Raw genomic sequence first — 24,278 nt, forward strand, 5'->3', positions numbered from 1 at the left:
GGATCGGGCACCTCATGATCCTCCCACACGCCGCGACTTCCTATGGCCAGACGGAGCCACCATGAAACTTCGCAATATTGCGATCATCGCCCACGTTGACCACGGCAAGACGACCCTTATTGACGTCTTGTTGAAGCAGTCCGGCGTCTTCCGCGAAAACCAGCGCACCGAAGAACGCATGATGGACTCCAATGACATCGAGCGTGAACGCGGCATCACCATCCTTGCCAAGAACACCTCTTTGGTCTGGAACAACACACGTATCAACATCGTTGACACACCAGGTCACGCTGACTTCGGCGGTGAAGTAGAGCGCATTCTGCATATGGTAGATGGCGTTGTACTGCTCGTAGACGCAGCTGAAGGCCCAATGCCGCAGACCAAGTTCGTACTTGGTAAAGCGCTGAAGCTCGGCCTGAAGCCAATCGTTGCGATCAACAAAATCGACAAACCAGAGCAGCGCGCTGACGAAGTACTCGACGAAGTGTTCGACCTGTTCGCGTCTTTGGATGCAAACGAAGAACAGCTCGACTTCCCGGTCGTATATGGCTCCGCTAAGCAGGAATGGATGGCTCTGGAGCCAGCTGGTCCTCAGGATTCCATGGCGCCACTCTTCGACATGATCCTCGACAAAGTTGCAGAGCCACAGGCTGAAGAAGGCGAATTCCGCCTCCTCGCAACAACAATCGAATCTGATCCGTTCCTTGGTCGCATTCTCACAGGCCGCATCGCATCTGGCGTTGCGACCCCGAATATGGCGATCAAAGCGCTGTCACGTGATGGCAGTGTGATCGAAACTGGCCGTATCTCCAAGGTTCTCGCGTTCCGTGGTCTTGAGCGTCAGGCAATTGAAGAAGGCGAAGCAGGCGACATCGTCTCCATCGCTGGTCTGACCAAAGCAACCGTGGCAGACACAATCGTTGCTCCTCAGGTAAGCGAGCCAATTCAGGCACAGCCAATCGATCCGCCAACCCTGTCCATGATGTTCCGCGTCAACGACGGTCCTCTGGCAGGTCAGGAAGGCTCCAAAGTTCAGTCCCGCGTTATCCGCGAGCGTCTGATGAAGGAAGCTGAAGGTAACGTTGCGCTTAAGATCGAAGAAACTGCAGAAGCAGATTCCTTCATCGTTTCCGGTCGTGGTGAATTGCTTCTCGCAATCCTGATCGAAAACATGCGCCGTGAAGGCTTCGAACTTTGCGTAGGTCGTCCTCGCGTTGTTTATCAGGAAGACGAAGCTGGTAAGCGTCTTGAGCCAATCGAAGAAGTTATCATCGACGTTGATGATGAGTTCCAGGGTGCTGTTGTTAAAAAGATCACCGAACGCAAAGGTGAGCTTCTTGAAATGCGCCCATCCGGTGGCGGTCGCTCCCGTTTGGTATTCCACGCTCCAACCCGTGGCCTTATCGGTTACCAGGCTGAGCTGATGTCAGACACCCGCGGTTCCGCGATCTTCAACCGTGTGTTCCATGAATATGCACCTTACAAAGGCGCAATTATGGGTCGTAACACTGGCGTTCTGCTGTCCAACGGTCAGGGCGATGCTGTTCCTTACGCATTGTTCAACCTGGAAGACCGTGGCCCAATGATGATTGATCCGGGCACAAAAGTGTACCAGGGCATGATCATTGGTGAACACACACGCGGTAACGACCTTGAAGTGAACGTTCTGAAGGGCAAGCAGCTCACCAACATCCGTTCTTCCGGTAAGGACGATGCTGTTAAGCTGACCACCCCAATCAAGCTGAGCCTCGAAGGCGCACTGTCTTACATCGCTGAAGATGAACTGGTGGAAGTAACCCCAGAATCCATCCGTCTGCGTAAAGCACTGCTGTGCCCACATGACCGTAAGCGCGCCGAACGTGCATCAAACAAAGCGTCTTAAGACCGCTTAAATTGATGAGTTATTTGAGGGAGGGCTTCGGCTCTCCCTTTTATTTGGGCGATAGGACCTCTCCAAAGGCCTTCAAAAACACCGCCAGTCCCTGTTCAAACTCTTCCCCCCCCGGTGCGTCACCGACAACCAACTCTGCCACTTGCGGCAAAAGCTGCGGAATTGAAAGCGTCCCAAGCAACGCCAGAAACAGGTAGTGTGGCTCCAATGTTGTCGGCAACCTCCCCTCTTTTTGCAAGTCAGCCAACACAGCAATCTGTTGCGTATAATAAGCTTTCCTCTGGTCGGCATGCACAGGGCAATCACCTTCAAAATCCAACGCCTCCCTCATGAGTAACTTGAAGAAATCGGCATCACCTTTGTTGGCTTGAGACCACCCCATCAACATCTCAGAAAGATCACCTGAGATACTGGAACGCGTCTGCTCCCGTTCTTGAAACTGCGCGGTTAAAACAGCTTCAAACAGCCGCTCTTTGGACCCAAAATGCTTATAAACTAGTGCTTTATTATAGCCTGCCCGATCTGCTACATGCTCCATCCGCACGCCATCGACACCACGGTCGATAAACTCTAGCAAAGCAGCCTTCAGGATATCTGAGCGGCTATTACCCCGCTTAGACGTACGCACTGGATTGGTCTGTTTCATACTCATTCCTCAATGGCATCCAGGGCTTTTCGCATCATTCGGGCAATCCCTAAAAGCTGAAGGCTGCCAAACAACGCAACAACTGCTGAGATACCCCATGCAATCATCCAACCATCACCACTCATCACAGTTGGCGCAAACATACCCAGCAAAACAGTTCCGATGACCCACCCGTAATCACCAAGACTAAACAATGTACCCCATGCTACCGAAGGCCAGCCCTGTTTTCCTTGCCACAACAATGCGCCTGCAAACACAAGCAAACCCAGCCCAACAAAGAGCCAGAGATTGGGGCCCTGCCAGTTTAACACCGCAGAGACACGGTGAGGCATCCACACCATGACAACACCGCATATGGCAGAGAATATCGCATTGCCCAAAAGAGCCGCGCGCAAAAGACCTGTTGAACCAGTGCCCGATAGATTTCCAGATTCCGTAATCATGGCTCCCTCCAACCATAAGTAACGATATCGTTATTTATGGTTGGTTTCGGCCTCAGGTCAACAGCACTCGCCTCAACTCCGCGTGAACAAGAAAAACCCCGACGCACATGTGCACCGGGGTTTTGTACCGATTACATAGAGTTACGGTTACTCAGCAGGCTCTTGCACCTTCTGCTCCTCCACGGTCCCAAGTTCGGCTGTCTTCACAGCCTGCTTCCGTTTCCAATTCGCTTTGGCCTTCGTTGTGGTCATTCGTGAGTTATCAGGCGTCCATCCCGGCGTACGAAACATATAGCCGAGGACATCTCTCAGGGATCTTGCGGTCTTCAAATCCTTGACCATGGCAATCCATTCATGAAACGCCACAATCAGCAGGTTGTTGGTCTCAAGGTTCTTGCCAATCCCGTAGCGCGGCGGGTCCTCTGCAACTTCCGGACTGAACGTCCCGAACATCCGATCCCAGATAATCAGCGTCCCCGCATAGTTGGAATCCAGATATCGCGGGTTGGTCGCATGATGGACGCGATGATGGCTCGGTGTGTTAAAGATCCACTCAAATGGCCCCATACGATCAACCAGCTCAGTGTGAATCCAAAACTGGTAGAGCAAGTTCCAGGCTGCAACGAAGAAGATCATCTCCGGTTGAAATCCGAGAAGCGCTATGGGCAAGCCAAAGATGAACGTCAGTGTGATTGTCCCCGTCCACGTCTGACGCAGTGCCGTTGAAAGATTATACCGCTGAGAAGAATGGTGATTGACATGACTCGCCCAGAACCATCGATACTCGTGGCCAAAGCGGTGTTTCCAGTAATAGGCCAAGTCATAGAGCACAAAGCAGATCAGGATGGTCCACCAGTTGATAGGAATAGTCTCGATAAGACGATATCCATAAATCCAGCTGTGCGCCGCATAAGACATGGATGTGCCTAGCGCGATCCCAGCGATGAGACTCCCAATCCCCATTGCCAGACTGAAAAACGTATCTTTGACTTCATATCCATCAATCCCACGCAGCTTTAAAGCCACACCTTCTACAATCATGAGAATGATAAAAAACGGCACCGCATACGATATAGGGTCAAAAAACTCCATTGAGATGGCCCTCCCAAACCGAACTCAAAACCCGAAGTGTACCCCACACCCACGGGCAAGTTACCCTTACGGTAACACACTCCTGTATATGTCATCAAACCGGGAGGGCGCCCCCAAGAAACAATGCAAGAGGAGCAGAGAACTTCAAAAACTTATCCCCCTGCCCTCAACCACGCTTATTCTCAGTTTTGTGCTCACGTATTCGGGCAGCTGGTGGACCGTCCATCAGTGCGGCGTGGGCTGGGCGGAGCTACCGGGTGAAGTAACGCATCACCCGGCGGGTTCGTTGAAACACCCCTTGAAAGTCTTTAGTGCAGGGACCAAGCGGAAGCTGGTCACCCGATGGGCGTCTACACTGGCAGGCGTTTAGCTATCATCGACAATCACACCTGTCTCTGGCAAGTGTGTGCATCGTTGATAGTGCCTGCTCCCAATGCCTTTCGGAGGAGACCTTGTTTCATACAAAAACGCCCGGGCAAGGCGAGCAGCCGATGCCGAAGAAACTAATTTACTTACAATGCGCAGGCACTGCCTGCTCGCCTTGCTCACTCCCGAACTTTCGGGAATCCATGCTTCAACACCGCCGGCGATGCCGTGCGGTGCTAGAACTATTTGCCGTCACTAGGCGTTTCTTCAGGGTAGCTCTGGAAACTATCTGCATTTTGCTTGATCGGTACAATCACCCCACAAGCAATCCGCCCTCCGGCATCACCAGTCGGCTGACTGTGATAGTCGTCCGGATCAGCATGAACAATCAGCGCCCTGCCCGGACCACCAATGAGGCTATCCTTGTCATCGGGAGCCAGGTCTAAGATTTCGGAGAAATACTCGACGACAATCTTTCCATTCTCGGGAACATGAAGATTTGGAAGGTCTCCCGCATGCGGACCATCAGGAACTTCAATCCCGTGCTCATGCCCTTCAGGTGCAAAATGACCGCCCGCAGCCGAGAAAGTTGGCTCACAAAGGCCGGTTTCATGAACATGGAACCCATGCACACCAGCAGGCAAACCATCAAAGGCCGCAGTAATATGGAGCGTCTGGCTCAAAGTCTCAGTCAACACCACACGGCCAACCTGCTTGCCATCAACGTCTTTCATAATGGCAACGGCAGTCGGCCCAGCGGGCACCTGATCTTCTTTAGAAGCCATCGCAGCAAAACTCGCAACAGCAAACCCGGCTGCAACAACTGCTGCCAATCCACTCAGCTTCATCATCCAAAAACTCCTGAAAGCGCTCTGTCCACGCGCAGAGTATTCAGCGTTGAGGCCACATCAAAATCACTCTTGAAACCTAGGTAAATCAACACCGCTTGCCCAACTGATAAGTTGACCAGTCTTGGTTACACCTTCAAAAGAAAACCCGGATCAGAACTGATCTGACCCGGGCTAAACTCTTTCAAAACCAGCGAGATCTTATTCAGCTGGCTCGCCTTTTTCGTTCTCACGACCAAAGTTCGGCGCTGCAGATTCCTGACCGGCTTCAACAAGCTGATGGCGAATATCTTTGGTCCGCGCAAACAGCTTGAACAAGGCATCGCCATCACTCCACCGGATCGCACGCTGCAAGGCAGACAGATCCTCAGAAAAACGAGACAGCATTTCAAGAATGGCTTCTTTGTTGTTCAGGCACACATCACGCCACATAGTTGGATCAGAAGACGCCAGACGTGTGAAGTCACGGAAACCGGAAGCAGAGTATTTGATCACTTCTGACTTTGTCACCGTTTCCAGATCATCAGCCGTACCAACAATGTTGTAGGCGATGATATGCGGTAGGTGAGACACAACAGCCAGCACAAGATCGTGGTGCTCAGCATCCATGGTGTCCACATGAGAGCCACACGCTTCCCAAAAGGCAGCCAGACGCGCGGTAGCACCCGCATCACTGTCGCTGTCTGGTGTAAGAATGCACCAGCGGTTCTCAAAAAGAGAGGCAAAACCCGCATCAGGGCCAGAATACTCAGTACCAGCAACCGGATGGCCTGCAATAAAATGCACACCTTCCGGCATATGCGGCTTCATTGCCGAAATAACGGAGGCCTTCACAGAACCTACGTCAGTCACAATCGCCCCCTCAGCTAAATGAGGGCCAATAGTTTTCGCCACGGCTCCACATGCACCAACCGGCACACAAACGATTACAAGGTCTGCCCCTTTTACGGCTTCTGCTGCGTCCAGATAATATCGGTCCCCAAGTTTCAACTCTTCCGCACGCTTCAGAGTAACTTCTGAGCGTGTGGATATAACAATTTCACCCGCCAGCTTTTCGCGGCGCATGACATGCGAAAGAGATGAGCCGATCAGACCGATACCAATCAGTGCGACCCGGCTAAACAAGGGTTCAGACATGGAGACCTTCTATTAGAACTACTTCAGAAATTCAGAGAGAGCAGCAACAACATCTCTGTTGGCTTCCTCACTACCGATTGACATGCGCAAGGCATTGTCAAATCCATAGGCTTTCACCTGCCTCAGCACACACCCGCGTTCCAGCAGGAAGGCATCCGCATCGACAGCCCGCTTCCCCTGTTCCTCAGGGAAATGGATCAGAATGAAATTGCCGACACTTGGCGTTACGTCAAGACCTAGTTTGGTCAGTTCGTTAACTACCCACGGCAACCATTCGTTATTGTGGCTAACTGCCTGCTCAATAAACGCCTGATCACGCACAGCAGCAGCGCCAGCTGCAATCGCAGCAGCATTCATGTTAAACGGCCCGCGAATACGGCCCAGCGCATCAATGATATGCTCAGGACCATACGCCCAGCCAACACGCAGCGCAGGCAGACCATAAGCCTTGGAGAACGTCCGTGTCATAACAACGTTTTCGGAGTTCGCAACAAGCTCAATACCGGACTGATAGTCATTCCGGCGCACATACTCAGCATAGGCCGCGTCGAGAACCAGAATACAGGTCTTCGGCAACCCGGCGTGCAAACGCTTAACTTCGTCAAACGGAATATAAGTGCCGGTCGGATTGTTCGGATTGGCCACAAAAACCATTTTGGTTTTCTCGGTCACGCGTTCCAGAATGGCATCCACATCCGTTTTCAGGTCTTTTTCTGGGGCAACAACAGGTGTCGCACCAGCTGCGTGGATCGCAATCTTATAAACAAGGAAGCCGTGCGTGGTATAAATAGCCTCATCGCCTTCACCCAGATAGGCATAGGCCAGCAGGCTCAGCACTTCGTCAGAGCCACAGCCACAAATAACGTGATCCGGGTTCAGGCCGTATACTTCACCAATTGCTGTGCGAAGTTCGCCAGCGCTGCCATCAGGGTAAAACTGAAGCTCGGAAATGGTGCGGTAAGCTTCAAGCGCTTTCGGGCTCGCACCTAAAGGAGATTCATTGGAAGAGAGCTTATGTAGTTTATGGCCACCATTTGCCTTCGCCTTACCGGGTACATACGGATCAATTGCCAACACACCAGCACGAGGGACAGGGCGTACTACCTGCTCTTCCATCAACTCATTCCTTTATTCAAAAAACACGCAATTTAACCAACTGCGTCTGCTTCACTATCAAATTCATCATCTAGGTCAAGCGGCGCGGGGTATCCACCGACATATCTAAGTTTATCCGGCGTCGCCTCAGCAGTTTCAAAGAAAGTCGCCAGCTCCTGCTCGGATATATTCCCCGGAACAGCTAATAGCGCATCTACGCCTTCAAAACTGCGATAAAAACTCAACACTTCTATACCTTTGTGCATCAATGAGCTCGGTATAGCTCCCGTCCAGCGCACATCGTAAACACAAATATCCGGCTTCTCAGTTTCAGCAGTTTGAGCCGCAACCACAACAGCAGGCAGATCAGCAGGCCTATCCTGAACAACCAAAAACGGAAGCCTTGCAATAATCGAAGGACCATTGGTGCCATCATCCCGTGCGCCCATGCCACGCCACCAAGGCGTTTCTGCACGCTCTTCTAACCCGATCACACCAAGATCGACCTGTGAATAATCAACCGCCGCAAGCACAGCAGAGGGGTCTATCTCGCGTTGCTGTTCAATGGCGTAACCAAAGTAGAAGCGTGTCAGCTCACTCATTGCGAGTCGATCTGCACTTCCATCAAGATGTACACGATAAGTTGTCTGGGCATTTGTGAGCGAAGAGATTATCTCACGCCAAATATGTTCCAATGACATAATAGGCAGAACACCGCGATGGTTCTCAACCAACCGCCGTATAATATCTGCTTCACGAGAGGGCCTAAAAACAGCATGCATAGAACCTTGTTCAGCTTTTGCCGCAACAATATGCTCAATCAGGTCAGCACGCTCCATAAGCAAGGCATGCAATTTATCATCAACTTCATCTAGTTTATCGCGGACTTGAGACAAGCTCATTTTTGAATCCGAAACTGATGAAGACCCAGACATTGCACTAACCCACTCGAATTATTGAACAGAACCTATGTAAATTCATAGGAAACAACGACGGTGAAAGCAAAAGAAAACGTTGACACACTGCCAATTGGCACCTAGCAAAAACTCTCTTGCAATCCTTTAGAGGAACACCCAATTCGCCTTCACAACACCGCGGAAGAAAACATGACTGAGACTGCCAGCGCAAAACCGGAGAAGACTCCGAATATCTCACCCTCAACACAAGCCAGTGTTGCAGCGGCACAGATGGATATGCCTGCCAGCAAGCTCATGCGATTTGGTTCAGACAATCCTCTCCGGCTTGATGAAGGTACAGAACTCGCGCCTTGGCAGATTGCTTATGAGACCTATGGCGAGCTGAATGAAGACAAGACCAACGCCATTCTTGTGTGCCACGCCCTCACCGGTGATCAATACGTTGCCTCTGAGAACCCCGTAACCGGCAAGCCCGGCTGGTGGTCCATGATGGTTGGTCCTGGTCAGCCAGTAGACACCGACAAATACTTCGTCATCTGTGCAAACGTGCTCGGCGGCTGCCTCGGCACCACTGGTCCTGCATGTACCAATCCGGAAACCGATGAGGTTTACGGGCTCGATCTGCCTGTCGTCACAATCGGCGATATGGTGCGCTCCCAGGCAAAACTGGTTGAAGCGCTCGGTATCGAAACTCTTTTCGCAGTCGTCGGCGGCTCCATGGGCGGTATGCAAGTGCTGCAATGGGCATCTGCCTATCCAGAAAAAGTATTTGCAGCAGTCCCAATCGCTGCAGGTCCACGTCACTCCAGCCAGAACATTGCCTTCCATGAAGTAGGCCGTCAGGCTGTCATGGCGGATCCAGACTGGTGCCACGGACAATATGCCAAAGAAGGCAAGCGCCCTATGAAGGGCCTGTCAGTTGCCCGCATGGCAGCCCACATCACCTACATGTCTGATGAAAGCCTGCACAGCAAGTTTGGCCGCAACCTGCAAGACCGCTCAGCCATCACTTTTGGCTTCGATGCAGACTTCCAGATCGAAAGCTATCTGCGCCATCAGGGCATGACTTTCGTCGATCGCTTCGACGCAAACTCGTATCTCTATGTAACCCGCGCGATGGATTACTTTGATCTCGCAGCAGCACATGGCGGCAAACTGGCCAACGCATTCTTACATAGCACAACCCGTTTCTGCGTCATGTCGTTCACAACGGACTGGCTTTTCCCAACCTCGGAAAGCAAAGACATTGTACGAGCCCTCAACGCAGCTGGAGCAAACGTCTCCTTTGTTGAAATCGAGAGCTCACGCGGACACGATGCATTCCTTCTTGATGAACCTGAACTGTTCAAAACAATGCGTGGCTTCCTGACAGGAGCAGCAAAAGCCAGAGGTATTCCCGCACCGGGAAATGGTGATTGACCGTAACACTGAGCAGTAAGCTTCATCAGAAAGCAGATTCATTATGACAAAACATGATTTGAGTAATGTACGCGGCGATCACCGAATTCTCTGCGATTTTGTAGCATCGGGCTCACGCGTTCTGGACATCGGCTGCGGCACTGGCGAACTTCTGGAACTGCTGATCGATACACGCGGCGTTGATGGCCGTGGCTTCGACACCTCGCAAAAAGGCGTGAATGAAGCTGTTGCCCGCGGGCTCTCCGTCGTGCAAGGCGATGCAGACAACGATCTTGCAGCCTACCCGGACGATGCTTTCGATTACGCAATTCTAAGCCATACGCTTCAGGCGACAATGGACCCGAAACAGGTTCTTGAGCAGTTGCTTCGCATCGGTAAGAAAGTCGTCGTGTCCTTCCCGAATTTCGGCCACTGGCGCAACCGTATGCAGCTGCTCTTCAAAGGCAGAATGCCCGTCACCGACTACCTGCCTTACGAGTGGTACGACACACCAAACATCCACTTCTGCACGATCCGTGACTTTGTTGCTCTCTCTGAAGAAGTCCATGCTAAAGTCATTAAGGCAGAAGCTCTGGATGCAAGGGGCCAGCGCATTGGGTTCAACGCACCATGGTGGGTCTGGAACCTGATCGGCGATCAGGCGGTCTTCCTTCTGGAACGGAAGTAATCAGAACTCAGCTTTCGCCCTCGTTGGCGAAAGTACCTTCTTGCTGGCGACTGTGCCCGTTCATCGCCTGCGCACCGGCAGTCTTTCCATTAGGCAGAAAGACGGGCCGCAAGACCCGCGTCACGTGGCTCGCTTTCATCGGAATACCACGGTACACCTGCTTCTCAGCTTCAGTGACCAGCAACCCAGCAAACGCAGACCAGGCCACCGCCCCTAAACGCTCGAAACTGCGCGCATTCTTTAATACCATTCTCGAGTTCGTCGGCGGCACAAACAGCGCCTCTTCCCGCGACACAACTGAAAGGTGATGGTTGCTCAGGAAGTTATCGAGCTGCGGTCTTGAATAAGGACGACCATACCCAAACGGTGAAACCTCTGACCGTGCCCACGCACCACGTCGATTGGGAACAATCACAATCACCCGCCCACCTGGAGACAAGACCCGGTAGACTTCATCCAACAACGCCCCAGGCTGCCCTGCCATCTCCAACGAATGCACGAGTAAGATGCGGTCAATGCAGGAATCTGGAAACGGCAACTGACTATCTTCCATCAGGAAGGCTTTGTTTGGCACTTCAACTTCACGCGGCCACTTCACCACGCCTTGCGCAGCAGGCATTCCGGCAAACACACGATTGGTCTTCTTCAGGTAAGGCCTCAGATAAGGAGCGGCATAGCCAATACCCAGCAAACTCTGACCATGCATTTCTGGCCAAAGCATTTTCACGCGGCTCCCAACCAACACCCGAAGCATCCGTCCAAGTGGCAGGTCGTAGAACTCTTTTAAGTGAGTAACATCAAGATACAACTGGTTCTCCGCGCGTTGCCTTCCCTTATCATGGGGTGCCAAAGCCATGGGCGCAACGCTTCTTCCTGACGATTTGCAAGCTTAAATCAACCACACCCAGAGTTTTGTGAGTTTGCAGTTGAATTTGACAGCTTGTCCTCTCATGATCTCATAAAGATATACTGTATGCTTGGGAGCTGGTTGATGATTGAAGTTGAAGTCCGGCAGTTTGTTTGTCTGAAAGATAATTTCGGCGTTCTCGTTCACCACCCCGACAGTGGCTGTACAGTTGCAATTGATGTTCCAGAAGCAGCCCCCTACTTACAGGTTCTGGAAGAGACCGGATGGAACCTGACCGACATTCTCATCACACACCATCACTGGGATCATGTCGGCGGAATGGCTGAACTCGTCGAGAGGACAGGCGCAAAGGTAACCGGGCCAGAACGCTCCCGCCAACACATCACAGGCATGAACCGCTTTGTTGAGGACGGAGATGACATTCTCGTCGGCCCAATTGCAGTCAAAGCCATAGGTACTCCGGGCCATACACTTGACCATATCTCCTGGTGGTTTCAGGAGGCGGGCATTGCTCACACAGGCGACACACTCTTCGCCCTCGGTTGCGGCCGTGTTTTCGAAGGCGATCCCGAAATGATGTGGGCCTCTCTGAGCCACCTGGCTAACACATTACCACCCGAAACAAGGATCTATTGCGGTCACGAGTACACGATGGCCAACGCCAAATTCGCTCTCACGATCGACCCAAACAATCAGGCATTGCAGGAACGGACAAAACGCATCGAAGCGCTCCGTGAAGTCGGTCGCCCAACCCTGCCAACCTCCATGGCAGCCGAGCTTTCAACCAATCCGTTTTTGAGAGTCCGAGATCCCCTCGTCCAGAAAAATCTCAACATGGTCAACGCTGAACCAGTTGATATATTTACAGAAATACGTCGCCGCAAGGACAACTTCTGATGCCGCTTGATCAAATCACCTCCTCAGCAACCGCTGAAGAAGTTATCGCTGAACTGCAGATGAAAGAGCATCCAGAAGGCGGCTACTACACCGAAACCTTCCGGGATACAGAAGGCCCAGAAGGGCGCGGTTATTCAACGGCGATCTATTATCTTCTCAAAAAGGGCCAAAAATCTCACTGGCACCGGATCGATGCAATTGAGACATGGCACTACTACGGCGGCGCCCCGCTCTGCCTTTCCATCAGCTCCGAAGAAGGCAGCCAAAACGACATCATCCTCGGCATGGATGTATTAAACGGCCAACGCCCTCAAGGTATCGTACCTCGCCATGCATGGCAGTCCGCACGAAGCCTCGGCGAGTGGACATTAGTCGGTTGCACTGTTGCTCCAGGTTTCCTCTTCGATGGCTTTGAGCTGGCACCACCAGACTGGAATCCTTGAGCCAAAGTCATCGAATTGCGCAATAAATGCTTCGATAATCTTGACCAAACCTCAAAGAAATCTGCCCGCAATTTTAGACAAAAGACGCATAAGACCTGCCCGGAAATCCTCGTAGATACAGAGACTTGTTGGTTAATTGCAGGACTCTGAAAAATTTTTCTGCGCATAAACTCTATGGTTTTTCCGCAGATACAGTTGAGAGATCATGCAGTTTAGCAACTCACGGTTCACACCCAAGACGTGCAAATTTTATGGCATCAAAGCATAACGTAGCAGTCATTATCTTCGCGTTATCAAAACCTTACATACCCGATAGCTGAACCCGGCAACAGCTTCTACTCACCTAATAATCAGGAACACCTGTAAGTAGCTCAACTATCCCGATTAATAACTCAGCACTCAATTCTCAATCACCACTTGCGTTGCTGGCTCTCCTCGGTAGATTGCCCAGCATAGGCGCTTTATGCGCCCGAACACACATTTGGAAGCTAATCTATGGCCCAAGGCGACATCAAAAAGGTTGTGCTTGCCTATTCTGGCGGGCTCGACACCTCGATTATTCTCAAGTGGTTGCAGGCGGAATACGGCTGCGAAGTTGTAACTTTTACTGCTGACTTAGGTCAGGGCGAAGAGTTAGAGCCAGCACGACGAAAAGCTGAACTGCTTGGTATTCGAGAAATCTACATTGATGATCTCCGTGAGGAATTCATTCGGGACTTCGTGTTCCCAATGTTCCGGGCCAACGCAGTTTACGAAGGCGTTTATCTTCTCGGCACCTCTATCGCCCGTCCGCTCATTTCCAAGCGTCTCATCGAGATCGCTGAAGAAACCGGCGCTGACGCAGTTGCGCACGGCGCAACCGGTAAAGGCAACGACCAGGTACGCTTCGAGCTGGCATGCTACGCACTGAACCCAGACATCAAGGTGATCGCACCTTGGCGTGACTGGACGCTGAAGTCCCGTACTGACCTGATCGAGTTCGCAGAACAGCATCAGATCCCGGTACCAAAGGACAAACGCGGCGAAGCACCGTTCTCCGTTGACGCAAACATGCTTCACTCCTCTTCCGAAGGTAAAGTTCTGGAAGATCCGAATGAAGAAGCACCAGAGTATGTCTTCCAGCGCACCGTTGACCCGCTCAGCGCGCCGGACGAAGTCACCGAAATCGAAATCGGCTTCGAAAAAGGCGATGCGTGCTCCATCAATGGCGTACACATGTCTCCGGCAACTCTGTTTGCCAAGCTGAACGATTACGGTCGCGACAACGGCATTGGCCGCCTCGATCTGGTCGAAAACCGTTTCGTTGGCATGAAGTCCCGCGGCATCTATGAGACACCAGGCGGAACAATCCTCCTGTCAGCGCACCGTGCGATGGAATCCATCACGCTGGACCGTGACGCTGCTCACCTCAAAGACGAGTTGATGCCACGCTACGCAAAGCTGATCTACAACGGCTTCTGGTTCTCCCCAGACCGTGAGATGCTGCAGGCGATGATCGACAAGTCTCAGGAGTTCGTGACCGGTACGGTTAAACTGAAGCTCTACAAAGGCAACGTTATCGTTGTTGGTCGTGCATCTCCTTACTCTCTCTACTCAGAAGAGCTGGTGACCTTCGAAGACGACCACGGCGCTTACGACCAGAAAGACGCTGCAGGCTTCATCCGCCTCAACGCTCTGCGTTTGCGCACGCTGGCAAAGCGGAATCAGATGACCAAAGCAAAAGAGTTGACGGACGCCTGAAAGGGTAAAAGCTCCTAAGCTTTAAATTAGTTATTAAGCCCGCAGTGGAAACACTGCGGGTTTTATTTTGAGAAATACCTAGCAACAAAAATACAGCTACTTTCCGTTGCTTACCTAAAAACGATCAACCAAAAGAGGCTTACTGTTCATTAATTTTTTCATGGCTCAATCATGTCAGTATTCAAAGACGAGGATACTACACAGCGATGAAGAATGACAAAAAAGAACAAGAAACCAATCCCGTTGCAGATTTCCTCCGACATTTCATGATCTATGATCATGTACTCGAGCTCAAAGAGACCGGAGAGTTCAACGGAGCTGCCGATCACTTGCTGAACCTTCTTGGGCAAGGGTGCTCTGAAAACTCAGAGGAAACCATCGATCTGCCAAGAGCAAAGGCGAACTCAGAAAAGCTGGACAGTATGCCAGCTGAGTATGTTTCCGCTCTGTTTGACCAGAAAGCAAAGCTTTTCGATATCAAGCTACTGGAGATCCTCCAATACAGCCTACCAACCAAGATCCACGAAAAGATCAACACTCTCAAGCTTGGCCCCTTTAAACGTCTTTTAGATCTAGGTTGTGGCACTGGCTTAGCTGCCGAATTTTTTGAAGATCAGATCCGTTATAAAACTGGCGTCGACATTTCCGAGCAAATGCTCAAGCTGGCGAGAGACAAGAAGATCTACGACGATCTCCAGCAATGTGAAATCAACGAGTTTCTCGATCAAGATCATCCTCAGAAATGGGATTTGATACTCGCATCAGAACTCTTGCCGTACTTTGGTTCATTGGAAGATCTCTTCGCAGGTGTTGCCCGCAACATCGAAAAGAATGGCGTGTTCCTGTTCTCCGCTGAAGCTGTGATGGAGCCTGCATCCAATACCCAGCCCTACACGATGAGCGACAGCTGCCGCTTCAAGCATACAGAAGATTATCTCCGCAATCTCTTGGAGCAATTCGACTTTGCAACCATCGACTTCACGCAGACCACACTCCGACAAGAGCACGAAAGTCCTGTGCTCGGACATCTTGTAGTCGCTCGCTATATGCCAGCGTGAGCGCTACAACCCGGCCATCAACGTTATCAGCACAACCACCAGCATTAAAATGCTTGGGTAGAAAGTCAGTGCAAAGCCGGTTCCACGCCAGGGTGCCCCCTTCTCATAGCTGGCAAAAAACAGAATACGCCCGAGCGCAAACAGCAGCGCAGCTAACAGCGGTACCGACATCGTGCTACCGGGCATAACCGCAGCCCAGGCAATGTAGATGAACCCCGCCAACACCCCCTGCTCAAGTGTATTTTGCAAAATGCTCTGCAGCATCCTGGCTTCCTCACTGCCGTGGGTTAGCCCTCCTCCATCAATGTCATCAGCATGATAAAACCTGCGCATTGCCAGACGACCTATGGAAATCATCAGCAGCAAGGCAGGTGATAACAATGAAACCGCTGCCACCCAAAGTCGCTCAGAGGCATTCCAGTCTGCGGCAAATCCAAACGGATTGAGAAGCGCACCAAACAAAAGCACAATCGCGGTCACCAACGCTCCAACAATCATCCGCTGAAACACACCCCGCTGTTTTTCTGCAAAGTCCAATGCAACCTCCTTTTAGAGAACATAATAGGAACAAACCCACAACTATCTGCTGCGGACTGCTTGCGGCAAGGCGCTACCTCTCCTAGCCTAGGCACGTCTGACCAAGCAGGAGACTTTGATGACTATGGAAGCGCAGTTAGTTTTAAAAGTTGATAACGCCGCTGCGCGCCGCTTGTTTCTGCAGAAACACGCCCTTCTTGAAGCACCAACAGGCTCCTCGAAAGGAGAAGATCTCCTCGATCTCATTCACCGCATTGGCTTTGTGCAGGTTGATAGCATCAACACAGTAGAGCGTGCGCACCACATGATCTTGTGGTCACGCCGCCAAAGTTACCGCCCCAAACATCTCAAGAAGCTGCTGGAAAATGACAGAAGCCTCTTTGAGCACTGGACGCATGATGCCTCAATCATTCCAACCGAGTTCTTCCCTTATTGGCACTACCGCTTCCAAAAAAGCGCAGAGAGCTTGCAATCCTGCTGGAAGGTCTGGCGCGGTGCGGAGTATCAGGAAAAACTCAACCTCATTCTACGGCACATCGAAGAAAACGGCCCCGCTGGCACCTCAGATGTCGGCAAGAATGAGAAGCGCAGCAAAGGCGGATGGTGGGAGTGGAACCCATCCAAAACAGCACTTGAATATCTCTGGCGGACCGGACAAATCTCCGTCTCCCGGCGTGAAAACTTTCAAAAACTCTATGACCTGACAGAACGCGTCATCCCTGAGGATCACCGCTCCGCTAAACCCAGCCATGCAGAAACCATAGAGTGGGCTTGCAACTCCGCAATCGACCGCCTCGGCTTCGCTACGCCCAGCGAAATTGCAGCCTATTGGGACAAACTAGACCTTGCCGATGTCAAAGCATGGTGTGAGCAAGCCCAGAAGCGTCAGGAACTAATCCCTGTTGAGATTCAACCTGCCAGCGACACGAAGCCCAAATTATGTCTCGCACGCCCAACAATTGAAGATGAACTGAGATCCCTCGAAGCCCCATCCCAACGGATCCGCATCCTCAGTCCATTCGACCCGGCATTAAGAGACCGCAAGCGCGCTGAGTTCCTTTTTGACTTCAATTACCGCATCGAAATCTTCGTCCCTGAACCAAAACGGCAATACGGCTATTATGTCTTCCCCGTAATGGAGGGGGACAAGTTGATTGGCCGCATTGATATGAAGCGTGACAAAGCCTCCAATGCTTTGGCCGTAAAACGCTTCTGGCCCGAGGCTGGCATTCGCATGGGCAAAGGCCGCCAACAACGATTGGAAGCTGAACTGGAGCGATGCACCCAGTTTGCTGGCTGTGAAGATCTTCAGTTCCTCTCAGCTTGGCAAGGATAGCCCACTGGATGGCGGGACTATCAGAAACGTAAGTAACCTCCAATACTGCTGGTAAACGTCGCATTCTCGTCAGCACCAAGAGAGCAAATGGGCCAGCTTTTGCAAACTTTGTTGCGTATTCTGCTCTGCCTTGTGGCGCTGAATACCTCTGCTAGCCAGGCCCAACCTCTCTTCAATTTAGACGACCACTTCACCTTCAATCCGCAAGGCAAGTACCAACCCCGCCTCATTGGCCTGTTTGAGACAGATCGCAATAACACATCTGGAGCCGCCGAAGTCATCACGCCAGTCTTTCAGGACAGTCATGGCATGTTCTTCGCTGATGTCCGCTCCGGCAACTCCTCTGATGCTGTTTATCTCATAAGTGCTGGCGGTGGCCTCCGTCACTTTGTACGGCCAAACTTGATTGGCAGCACCTACATCTTCATGAACTACAAGGAAGATTACGAACGCGGCCCCGCAACTGCAGTCACCACGGGCATCGAGTTTTTGGCAAATAACTATGAGGCTCGCTTCAACGCACAATTTCCGACAAGCAAAGTCCGTATTCTGGAACCGGAGCCGGGTAGCACAGACCAACGCGAAAGCATTCCTCTCCTCAACCTTTCAGGAGAGATTGGCTACGACCTTCCCGGAACTGAGGATCTGGGGTTCGGCTTCCGCATCTATGCAGGAGGCTTTTATAGAACCGCCAACAACATTGAAGAGATAAGCGGGGCGCAGGGACGGTTTGAAATATCCCGTGCAGGCTGGTTTGGCGTACCTGGATTGAAGACCACATTTGTTGGCCAGATCCGCTATCACAGCGACATCAACTATCCCATTGGTGCTTTTCAACTTCGCATAGGCCTTCCCATCGTCAAATATTGGAAGGGCATCACTGTCGATAACTATAATGAGCTCTCTCACATAGAACGTCGCATGACAGAACGTGTGCGACGCCCCCTCACTATTCACAATCGCACGCGTCGTATTCCCTAGAACTCCACTTAAAATGAAAGCCCTAGGCATTAAACCACTCGAAGCGTTACCCCTCCCGGTTTCAGGGCATCACAGACCCCCAGCATTAATGTTAATCTTTTCCGATAGGATACCGCTTCCAGCTCTTCCGGGGACAACCACATGAGGACTATTCCACTCACGCTCATTCCGTTTTTGCTCTACAACGCTGTTGCATTTCGGTGGTTTGAAGATCTAGAGCCGGTGCTTGATCAAGGCTACAACGTCACTCCGTGGGCTGCCATTGTATTCCAGATCCCACTGCCATCCGGACTGCTTGTTCCTCTGGATGTCGCCACCCTTCTGCTTGCAGGCACTTTGGTCCTGCTCTTCGTTGAGATCATCAAAGCCACCAGAACCAGCACACTCTCACTGGTAGATCACAGCTTGTCTCTGTTGATCCTCGTGGCTTACCTAATTGAGTTCCTCTCGGTACAAGAAGCCGCCACTCCGCTCTTCCTTCTGCTCATGACCATCACGTTTCTGGATGTCATCGCCGGTTTCATCATCACCTTGTCCGGAGCACGGCGAGATGTAGTTGTGGCAACCAGCAACAGCTAACAACAAGTCTGCAGCATTGGGCTTTAATGCATAAAGGGCACCCGGTTGGATGCCCTCACGCTAGTTGTAATGTGCAACACGCTTAAAGCGCGGCCAGTGCCTTAGCAACATCTTCCAGCAGGTCATCTGCATCTTCCAGACCAACAGAAAGACGAAGCGTCTTGTCTGTAATGCCCAGCTCCAAACGCGCATCTTCCGCAACACTCTGGTGCGTAGTCGTCGCCGGATGGGTAATCAGGCTCTTCGCATCACCAAGGTTGTTGGAAAGGCTGACAATCTCCAGTGCATTGGAGAACTTGAAGGCCGCTTCCTTACCACCCGCCAAATCAAACGCCAGCATGGTAGACCCACCCTGCATCTGCTTGGCCACGATATCCGCCTGTGGGTGATCAGCACGGCCCGGGTAAATCAGCCGAGACACTGCAGAATGATCCGCAAGGAACTCTGCCAGCTTGCCTGCATTCGCAGTCTGACGCTCAACACGCAGAGACAATGTCTCCAGACCTTTCAGCAGAACCCAGGCGTTGAACGGGCTCATCGCAGGCCCAGTATGCTTGAACGGGTCATGGAATTCTTCCACAATCCACTTTTCATCAGAAAGCACGATACCGCCCAGACATCGGCCCTGCCCGTCAATATGCTTGGTCGCAGAGTAGATCACCACATCAGCGCCCAAGGCCAGCGGGCTCTGCCAGATAGCAGTCGCAAACACGTTGTCGACAATAAGCCGTCCACCAGCTTCGTGAATAATATCCGCAACAGCTGGAATATCGATCACTTCAAGCGTCGGGTTGGTTGGGCTTTCAAGGAATGCCGCTGTGGTGTTCGGACGAACAGCTGCTTTCCATTGCTCAATGTCAGTGCCATCAATCAGCGTGGACTCCACACCATAACGTGGCAGCAGCTTTTCGATGATGTATCGGCAGGAACCGAACAGTGCCTTTGGTGCAATCACGTGATCGCCAGCTTTAACGCAGGCCATAATCGCAGAGTTAACAGCCGCCATACCAGAAGCCGTGCCGCGTGCGGCCTCAGCGCCTTCCAGTTCACACATTCGTCGCTCGAACATTCCTACGGTCGGGTTTGCGTACCGGGAATAAATATAGCCCGGATTCTCGCCCAAAAAGCGTGCTTCTGCCGCTTCTGAGCTGTCGTAAACATACCCTTGTGTAAGGAAGATAGCTTCGGATGTTTCACCAAAGCTGGAGCGCGTTGTGCCTCCATGAACAAGCCGAGTTGCTGGCTTCCAGTTCTTTGCGTCTGTCATCGCTCATTCCTGCCCGAAGAGATATCGCTCTACCCCTTCATTAAAAAACCCCGGCGCGGGCCGAGGTCTATACAAGAACCCGACCCTTTAGCTACTTGTTTTACGTGGTTGCAAGCCGGTCGACCAAATCACCACGGAATAGGCAGCGTTTTTACCTCGAAAATACACTAGGGTCAATCAATCAGCTTAGGTTGCAGACTTGGCGAGAGATCAAACTTACGTTAATCAGTGTCAGAACGATTTGAGTACGAGTGGGGCGGAACCAACAATGACAGGCATTCTTCCGGCAAAAGCGATTGAAGCTATGTTTGCCAGCGGTGCAATTCAAGCAGACAGAGTGCCCGACGAGGACCAGATTCAACCTGCCAGTCTTGACCTGCGCCTCGGCGTCAAAGCATGGCGTGTCCGGGCCTCCTTTCTGCCCGGCCCCGACGCGAAAGTGGAAGACAAGCTGGAAAAGCTTATCCTGCACGAGATCGACCTCTCCAAGGGCGCCGTGCTGGAAACCAACTGCGTTTACATCGTCCGCCTTCAGGAAGCGCTGGACCTTCCGGCTGAGCAATCCGCCACAGCCAACCCGAAAAGCTCCACGGGCCGCATCGATGTGTTCACCCGCGTCATCACAGACCAGGGCCGCGCATTTGACCGTGTTGAAGCTGGCTACAAAGGCCCGCTCTACGCTGAGATCTCTCCAAAGACCTTCCCTGTGCTGGTCCGCGAAGGCTCTCGCCTGTCCCAAATCCGCTTCCGCGATGGTGAAACCCTCATCAATGATGAAGACCTGACCAAAGTGCACAACCAGCACACGCTGGTTTCTGGCGGCAAGGACGAAGACGCAATCAACAACGGCGTCCAGGTGTCCATCGACCTGAAAGGCTCTGGCAAAGACAGCCTCATCGGCTACCGCGCCAAGCGCCATACAGGTGTGATCGACGTTGACCGCAAAGACGCACAAGACCCGGAAGACTTCTGGGAACCGCTGTACAATCGCGGCGATGCAACGCTCATCCTCGACCCGAACGAGTTCTACATTCTGGTCTCGCAGGAAGCCGTCCACGTCCCACCGCAATACGCCGCTGAGATGGTGCCATTCGACCCACTCGTCGGCGAATTCCGCGTCCACTACGCAGGCTTCTTCGACCCCGGCTTCGGCCACTCCACCGTTGGTGGCACAGGGTCCAGAGCCGTTCTAGAAGTCCGCTCTCACGACGTTCCCTTCATCGTAGAACACGGCCAGACGGTTGGCCGCCTTGTCTACGAGCACATGGAGGAAGTGCCAGAAACCCTTTACGGCGAAGGCATTGGCTCCAACTATCAGGGTCAGGCACTAAAGCTCTCCAAGCACTTCAAAAGCAAAGAACCGGTAGGAGCATAAGCCCATGCCCCTCTTCACCGTTGAGCAGGAATACAACGCGATACTGGAAGAAAAGAAGTCACGCTTTCTTGCCTTTCTGGTACCCCATGTAGACTTTGCTCAGCGGCTGGCGGATCTTCGCGACGAGCACAAAAAAGCCAACCACCACGTCACCGCCTTCCGCAGAATGCTCCCCGAGGGACGCATCGATGAAGGCGGCAAAGACGATGGTGAACCGTCTGGCACCTCCGGCATGCCCACACTCAAAACACTCATTGGGGCAGACCTTGTGGATGTGGGCGTCATCATTGTCCGTTACTTCGGTGGCACAAAACTGGGCACCGGCGGCCTGGCACGGGCCTACTCCGGCGCCGCAAATCTCGCCATTCGGGAAGCTGAGCTTGTGCCATGGCTGCGCATCAAAACCCGCAGTGTCTCTGCCAGCTTCTCCAGCAGTGCCGAACTGGAACGCCAGGTCATTCTGCTACAGCTGGAAATCATCGAACGCACCTTCACAGAGGACGGCGTAACCCTGCTCGTCAGCGGTCCTGAAGATCAGATCGACAAGCTTTAACCTTCTGTACTTGCTAGCTTTTTCATGCCTCTCAGCATTTCCATCGCACCCAATTAATTAAAATCCTAATAAAAACTTAAACTTTGGCACGCGCCTTGCGATGTAAATCCCAGGAAATGGCATTTGTCTCATTTTGAGACGGTCGGGGGAGTGAAGTCATGCGTGTCACCCGCACTGGAAAAGCGATTAACACTGGAACAGACGCTGATCGTCGCTATCGCGATATCGGCTCTCGCCGTCACGCCAAAATCACAGAGCAAAATGCAGAGACTGTTTCAAGACGGAACACCTACGGGAAACCAGGCAAGGAACTGCAAGTCTCTGAGGATGTCGCCACCACGCAAACTCAGCACGAAAAAGACGCCCAGTTCTATGACCTGCCAAAGCGCATCAACGTCTTCCGCTGCAACTCCGCTTTCCTCGCCCACCTCATCGGCATCAAAGAAAACGCCGCCCACCTGCGCGACCGCCGCCGCGTAGAACCCGAGGAAGGCGCCATCAGCTACACCACCACCGAAAAAGCCCCCCGCCTCATCGGCGAAGGCCGCATCATCGAATACAACGCTTGAAGAAATAGAACAAAAGCTATTTCAAAAACTCTTAGACTTCGCTAGGGAGAGCCTCTTGTACAATCTGCGGATCAGGCTTTGCTCGAATACTTCTACATATTCTCCTTTAACGGATATAACTTCCTCACGGTAAATTGCGCGCACTTGGGCTTTAACGTCCTTAGCTGGCCGTTACTCTCGACGATCCTCGTTGTAAATCGAGCAATGTCACCCAGACTCCTGATGATCGTAGCAGTAAGCCAATTATTGCTCTTCGCCTTGATGACATACTTGTCAGGCGGACAAAGCGGTATCTTTGCAGTCCCAGATACATATTTCCACATCGCTTGGGCTATATTTCCAATACTTTGCCTCATCACCATCCTTTGGGGTTTGATTATGATGTTCCTGAAGGATGTGCCGAAATTGACCCGACCACAGGCCATTTTTTATTACATTTTCAGCTTGTTACTAACCTGTGCTAACCCCTTGGGCCCTCTATTGGCATTCACCACAGGTGTCGACGGTTTCTTATATCACGATGTCACATCTGCCTTCGTCTCAACACTCGGCGCCGTATTTGCAGCTTTTGCCCTAGTAACGTTCTTGCCCGCATCAGCTGGCGCAATCATCTATAGCTACCCAAACCCACTAGTTCGTCGAGGGTTAATGACAGCAAGCTTACTCGCATGGAGCGCGTTTTCGCTCTGGATTTTGGATCACAGCCTCCAGTACTTCAATATAAGATCCGTAAAACTGGTTGCCTCAATTTTTTAACAGACAAGGCAATATGGACGGACATCACAAACACCAACAGCACCACATGACATCCCATGTAGTGTTGAACCAGAGTTCCCGATAATCGGGATGAGCAAGGCGGCAGGCAATACCTGCGCTACTTGTTAGTAATGAGTCTTCGGCATTGGCTACACGCCTTGCCCGGGCTTTCTTGTAATGAACTACGTCGCCTCTTTTGCCTATAAGGCACGATAGCCGGTTTCCCGGAAAGAAAGTGGCTTATCCAGACACGTTTCCATGCCCAAACAGTTCCTCCGTCTTTGACAAACACATCTGCAAAAGCAGGTTTTACTGCCGGTACATCTGCATCCGTCGCCGCGTGATACCCTATAGTCCTGGGCCCTTCCCCTCAAACCATGCGGTCACGTTTGAAGTTCGGTTCACCGGACCACTGAAAGGTGCGTTACGTCTCCCAACAGCCCAACCCAGCCTACGACACACTGACGGTCGCTCCGCCAGCAGCCCGTTACGTAGGCATAGGTTCAGAATATGGGAGGATTTCAGAAGGGGAATAAGTTTTTTGAGACAGTCTTTGCCCACCCACCGGTGTCATCCCGGGCGAAGACCCGGGACCCATACCCCCAGTGTCAAAGATTGGTCGAATGCCTCAGCAAAATAGTAAAGCAAGAGGTTATGGATCCCGGGTCTACGTGTACATACCGGAGACATAGGTGACAGGTGTTCGGAGAGATGGTTGACACATTAACATGGCATTCAGGGAGGGACCGGGATGCCTTGGAAAGAGTGTTCAACAATGAAACTTCGAGAAGAGTTTGT

The 24,278-nt window shown here is 52.0% G+C and carries 24 protein-coding genes and 1 riboswitch; of the genes, 14 read left to right on the forward strand and 10 right to left on the reverse strand.

Going from position 1 to position 24,278, the window contains the following annotated elements; genetic code table 11:
* Nucleotides 1-61 precede the first annotated feature (61 nt).
* Complete coding sequence (gene typA / locus PsAD46_RS00680; protein ID WP_063291199.1) at nt 62-1,882, forward strand: translational GTPase TypA; 1,821 nt, start codon at nt 62-64, stop codon at nt 1,880-1,882.
* Between the two features lie 49 nt (nt 1,883-1,931).
* On the opposite strand, the gene PsAD46_RS00685 is transcribed toward typA, so the two are convergent.
* The 7 genes from PsAD46_RS00685 to PsAD46_RS00715 all read right to left on the reverse strand — a co-directional run bounded on the left by PsAD46_RS00685 (nt 1,932) and on the right by PsAD46_RS00715 (nt 8,420).
* Nucleotides 1,932-2,537, reverse strand: a complete 606-nt coding sequence (locus PsAD46_RS00685) for a TetR/AcrR family transcriptional regulator (RefSeq protein WP_063305102.1) — start codon at nt 2,535-2,537, stop codon at nt 1,932-1,934.
* 2 nt (nt 2,538-2,539) lie between these two features.
* Nucleotides 2,540-2,980 (reverse strand): hypothetical protein, encoded by a 441-nt coding sequence (locus PsAD46_RS00690; protein WP_063305103.1) that lies wholly within the window; start codon nt 2,978-2,980, stop codon nt 2,540-2,542.
* Nucleotides 2,981-3,127: 147 nt separating this feature from the next.
* The gene (locus PsAD46_RS00695; protein ID WP_063286122.1) at nt 3,128-4,072 is read right to left on the reverse strand and encodes a sterol desaturase family protein; all 945 of its coding nucleotides are present in this window, start codon (nt 4,070-4,072) and stop codon (nt 3,128-3,130) included.
* Nucleotides 4,073-4,680: 608 nt separating this feature from the next.
* Nucleotides 4,681-5,289 (reverse strand): superoxide dismutase family protein, encoded by a 609-nt coding sequence (locus PsAD46_RS00700; RefSeq protein WP_208980712.1) that lies wholly within the window; start codon nt 5,287-5,289, stop codon nt 4,681-4,683.
* 198 nt (nt 5,290-5,487) lie between these two features.
* The gene (locus PsAD46_RS00705) at nt 5,488-6,423 is read right to left on the reverse strand and encodes a prephenate/arogenate dehydrogenase family protein (RefSeq protein ID WP_063305937.1); all 936 of its coding nucleotides are present in this window, start codon (nt 6,421-6,423) and stop codon (nt 5,488-5,490) included.
* Nucleotides 6,424-6,441: 18 nt separating this feature from the next.
* Nucleotides 6,442-7,539, reverse strand: a complete 1,098-nt coding sequence (gene hisC / locus PsAD46_RS00710) for a histidinol-phosphate transaminase (RefSeq protein ID WP_063286124.1) — start codon at nt 7,537-7,539, stop codon at nt 6,442-6,444.
* A gap of 32 nt (nt 7,540-7,571) precedes the next feature.
* Nucleotides 7,572-8,420, reverse strand: coding sequence for a chorismate mutase (locus PsAD46_RS00715; protein WP_063305938.1), 849 nt, complete (start codon nt 8,418-8,420; stop codon nt 7,572-7,574).
* 285 nt (nt 8,421-8,705) lie between these two features.
* On the opposite strand from PsAD46_RS00715, the gene PsAD46_RS00720 reads away from it, so the two are divergent.
* On the forward strand, nt 8,706-9,854 hold the full coding sequence (locus PsAD46_RS00720; RefSeq protein ID WP_057460774.1) for a homoserine O-acetyltransferase: 1,149 nt from the start codon (nt 8,706-8,708) through the stop codon (nt 9,852-9,854).
* A gap of 43 nt (nt 9,855-9,897) precedes the next feature.
* A complete protein-coding gene (metW, locus tag PsAD46_RS00725) occupies nt 9,898-10,521 on the forward strand; it encodes a methionine biosynthesis protein MetW (RefSeq protein ID WP_063286126.1) in 624 nt (207 codons plus the stop codon).
* Between the two features lie 7 nt (nt 10,522-10,528).
* Here the strand turns inward: metW and PsAD46_RS00730 are convergent, their stop codons facing one another.
* Nucleotides 10,529-11,377, reverse strand: coding sequence for a class I SAM-dependent methyltransferase (locus PsAD46_RS00730; RefSeq protein ID WP_208981595.1), 849 nt, complete (start codon nt 11,375-11,377; stop codon nt 10,529-10,531).
* A 138-nt stretch (nt 11,378-11,515) separates the two neighbouring features.
* On the opposite strand from PsAD46_RS00730, the gene gloB reads away from it, so the two are divergent.
* The 4 genes from gloB to PsAD46_RS00750 all read left to right on the forward strand — a co-directional run bounded on the left by gloB (nt 11,516) and on the right by PsAD46_RS00750 (nt 15,527).
* Nucleotides 11,516-12,286, forward strand: a complete 771-nt coding sequence (gene gloB / locus PsAD46_RS00735) for a hydroxyacylglutathione hydrolase (RefSeq protein WP_208981599.1) — start codon at nt 11,516-11,518, stop codon at nt 12,284-12,286.
* Nucleotides 12,286-12,729, forward strand: coding sequence for a cupin domain-containing protein (locus PsAD46_RS00740; RefSeq protein WP_063305940.1), 444 nt, complete (start codon nt 12,286-12,288; stop codon nt 12,727-12,729). Before gloB ends, PsAD46_RS00740 begins: the two co-directional genes overlap by 1 nt.
* 495 nt (nt 12,730-13,224) lie before the next feature.
* The gene (locus PsAD46_RS00745; protein WP_057460762.1) at nt 13,225-14,469 is read left to right on the forward strand and encodes an argininosuccinate synthase; all 1,245 of its coding nucleotides are present in this window, start codon (nt 13,225-13,227) and stop codon (nt 14,467-14,469) included.
* A gap of 206 nt (nt 14,470-14,675) precedes the next feature.
* The gene (locus PsAD46_RS00750; protein ID WP_063291116.1) at nt 14,676-15,527 is read left to right on the forward strand and encodes a methyltransferase domain-containing protein; all 852 of its coding nucleotides are present in this window, start codon (nt 14,676-14,678) and stop codon (nt 15,525-15,527) included.
* Nucleotides 15,528-15,530: 3 nt separating this feature from the next.
* Here PsAD46_RS00750 and PsAD46_RS00755 read toward each other — a convergent pair whose 3' ends face one another.
* Nucleotides 15,531-16,064 carry an MAPEG family protein gene (locus PsAD46_RS00755; RefSeq protein WP_063291115.1) on the reverse strand — a complete coding sequence of 178 codons (534 nt, stop codon included), beginning with the start codon at nt 16,062-16,064 and terminating at the stop codon, nt 15,531-15,533.
* Nucleotides 16,065-16,188: 124 nt separating this feature from the next.
* On the opposite strand from PsAD46_RS00755, the gene PsAD46_RS00760 reads away from it, so the two are divergent.
* The 3 genes from PsAD46_RS00760 (at nt 16,189) to PsAD46_RS00770 (ending at nt 18,960) form a co-directional block, all read left to right on the forward strand.
* Entirely contained in the window at nt 16,189-17,400 is a 1,212-nt protein-coding gene (locus PsAD46_RS00760) for a crosslink repair DNA glycosylase YcaQ family protein (RefSeq protein ID WP_063291196.1), read from the forward strand.
* 87 nt (nt 17,401-17,487) lie between these two features.
* Complete coding sequence (locus PsAD46_RS00765; RefSeq protein ID WP_208981596.1) at nt 17,488-18,381, forward strand: hypothetical protein; 894 nt, start codon at nt 17,488-17,490, stop codon at nt 18,379-18,381.
* Nucleotides 18,382-18,522: 141 nt separating this feature from the next.
* Nucleotides 18,523-18,960, forward strand: coding sequence for a hypothetical protein (locus PsAD46_RS00770; RefSeq protein WP_057460765.1), 438 nt, complete (start codon nt 18,523-18,525; stop codon nt 18,958-18,960).
* An 82-nt stretch (nt 18,961-19,042) separates the two neighbouring features.
* Here PsAD46_RS00770 and PsAD46_RS00775 read toward each other — a convergent pair whose 3' ends face one another.
* Nucleotides 19,043-20,227, reverse strand: coding sequence for an O-succinylhomoserine sulfhydrylase (locus tag PsAD46_RS00775; RefSeq protein ID WP_057460766.1), 1,185 nt, complete (start codon nt 20,225-20,227; stop codon nt 19,043-19,045).
* 67 nt (nt 20,228-20,294) lie between these two features.
* A riboswitch (SAM riboswitch) is annotated at nt 20,295-20,372 on the reverse strand.
* A gap of 123 nt (nt 20,373-20,495) precedes the next feature.
* Here PsAD46_RS00775 and PsAD46_RS00780 point away from each other — a divergent pair.
* The 4 genes from PsAD46_RS00780 (at nt 20,496) to PsAD46_RS00800 (ending at nt 23,480) form a co-directional block, all read left to right on the forward strand.
* Nucleotides 20,496-21,602 carry a 2'-deoxycytidine 5'-triphosphate deaminase gene (locus tag PsAD46_RS00780; protein WP_057460767.1) on the forward strand — a complete coding sequence of 369 codons (1,107 nt, stop codon included), beginning with the start codon at nt 20,496-20,498 and terminating at the stop codon, nt 21,600-21,602.
* A 4-nt stretch (nt 21,603-21,606) separates the two neighbouring features.
* Nucleotides 21,607-22,155 carry a YigZ family protein gene (locus PsAD46_RS00785; RefSeq protein WP_063291114.1) on the forward strand — a complete coding sequence of 183 codons (549 nt, stop codon included), beginning with the start codon at nt 21,607-21,609 and terminating at the stop codon, nt 22,153-22,155.
* Between the two features lie 158 nt (nt 22,156-22,313).
* Nucleotides 22,314-22,724 carry a hypothetical protein gene (locus tag PsAD46_RS00790; protein ID WP_063303566.1) on the forward strand — a complete coding sequence of 137 codons (411 nt, stop codon included), beginning with the start codon at nt 22,314-22,316 and terminating at the stop codon, nt 22,722-22,724.
* A gap of 222 nt (nt 22,725-22,946) precedes the next feature.
* Nucleotides 22,947-23,480 carry a hypothetical protein gene (locus PsAD46_RS00800; RefSeq protein ID WP_153040661.1) on the forward strand — a complete coding sequence of 178 codons (534 nt, stop codon included), beginning with the start codon at nt 22,947-22,949 and terminating at the stop codon, nt 23,478-23,480.
* The last annotated feature ends 798 nt before the right edge of the window (nt 23,481-24,278 follow it).

Source organism: Pseudovibrio sp. Ad46 (genome assembly GCF_001623065.1).
GTDB lineage: Bacteria > Pseudomonadota > Alphaproteobacteria > Rhizobiales > Stappiaceae > Pseudovibrio.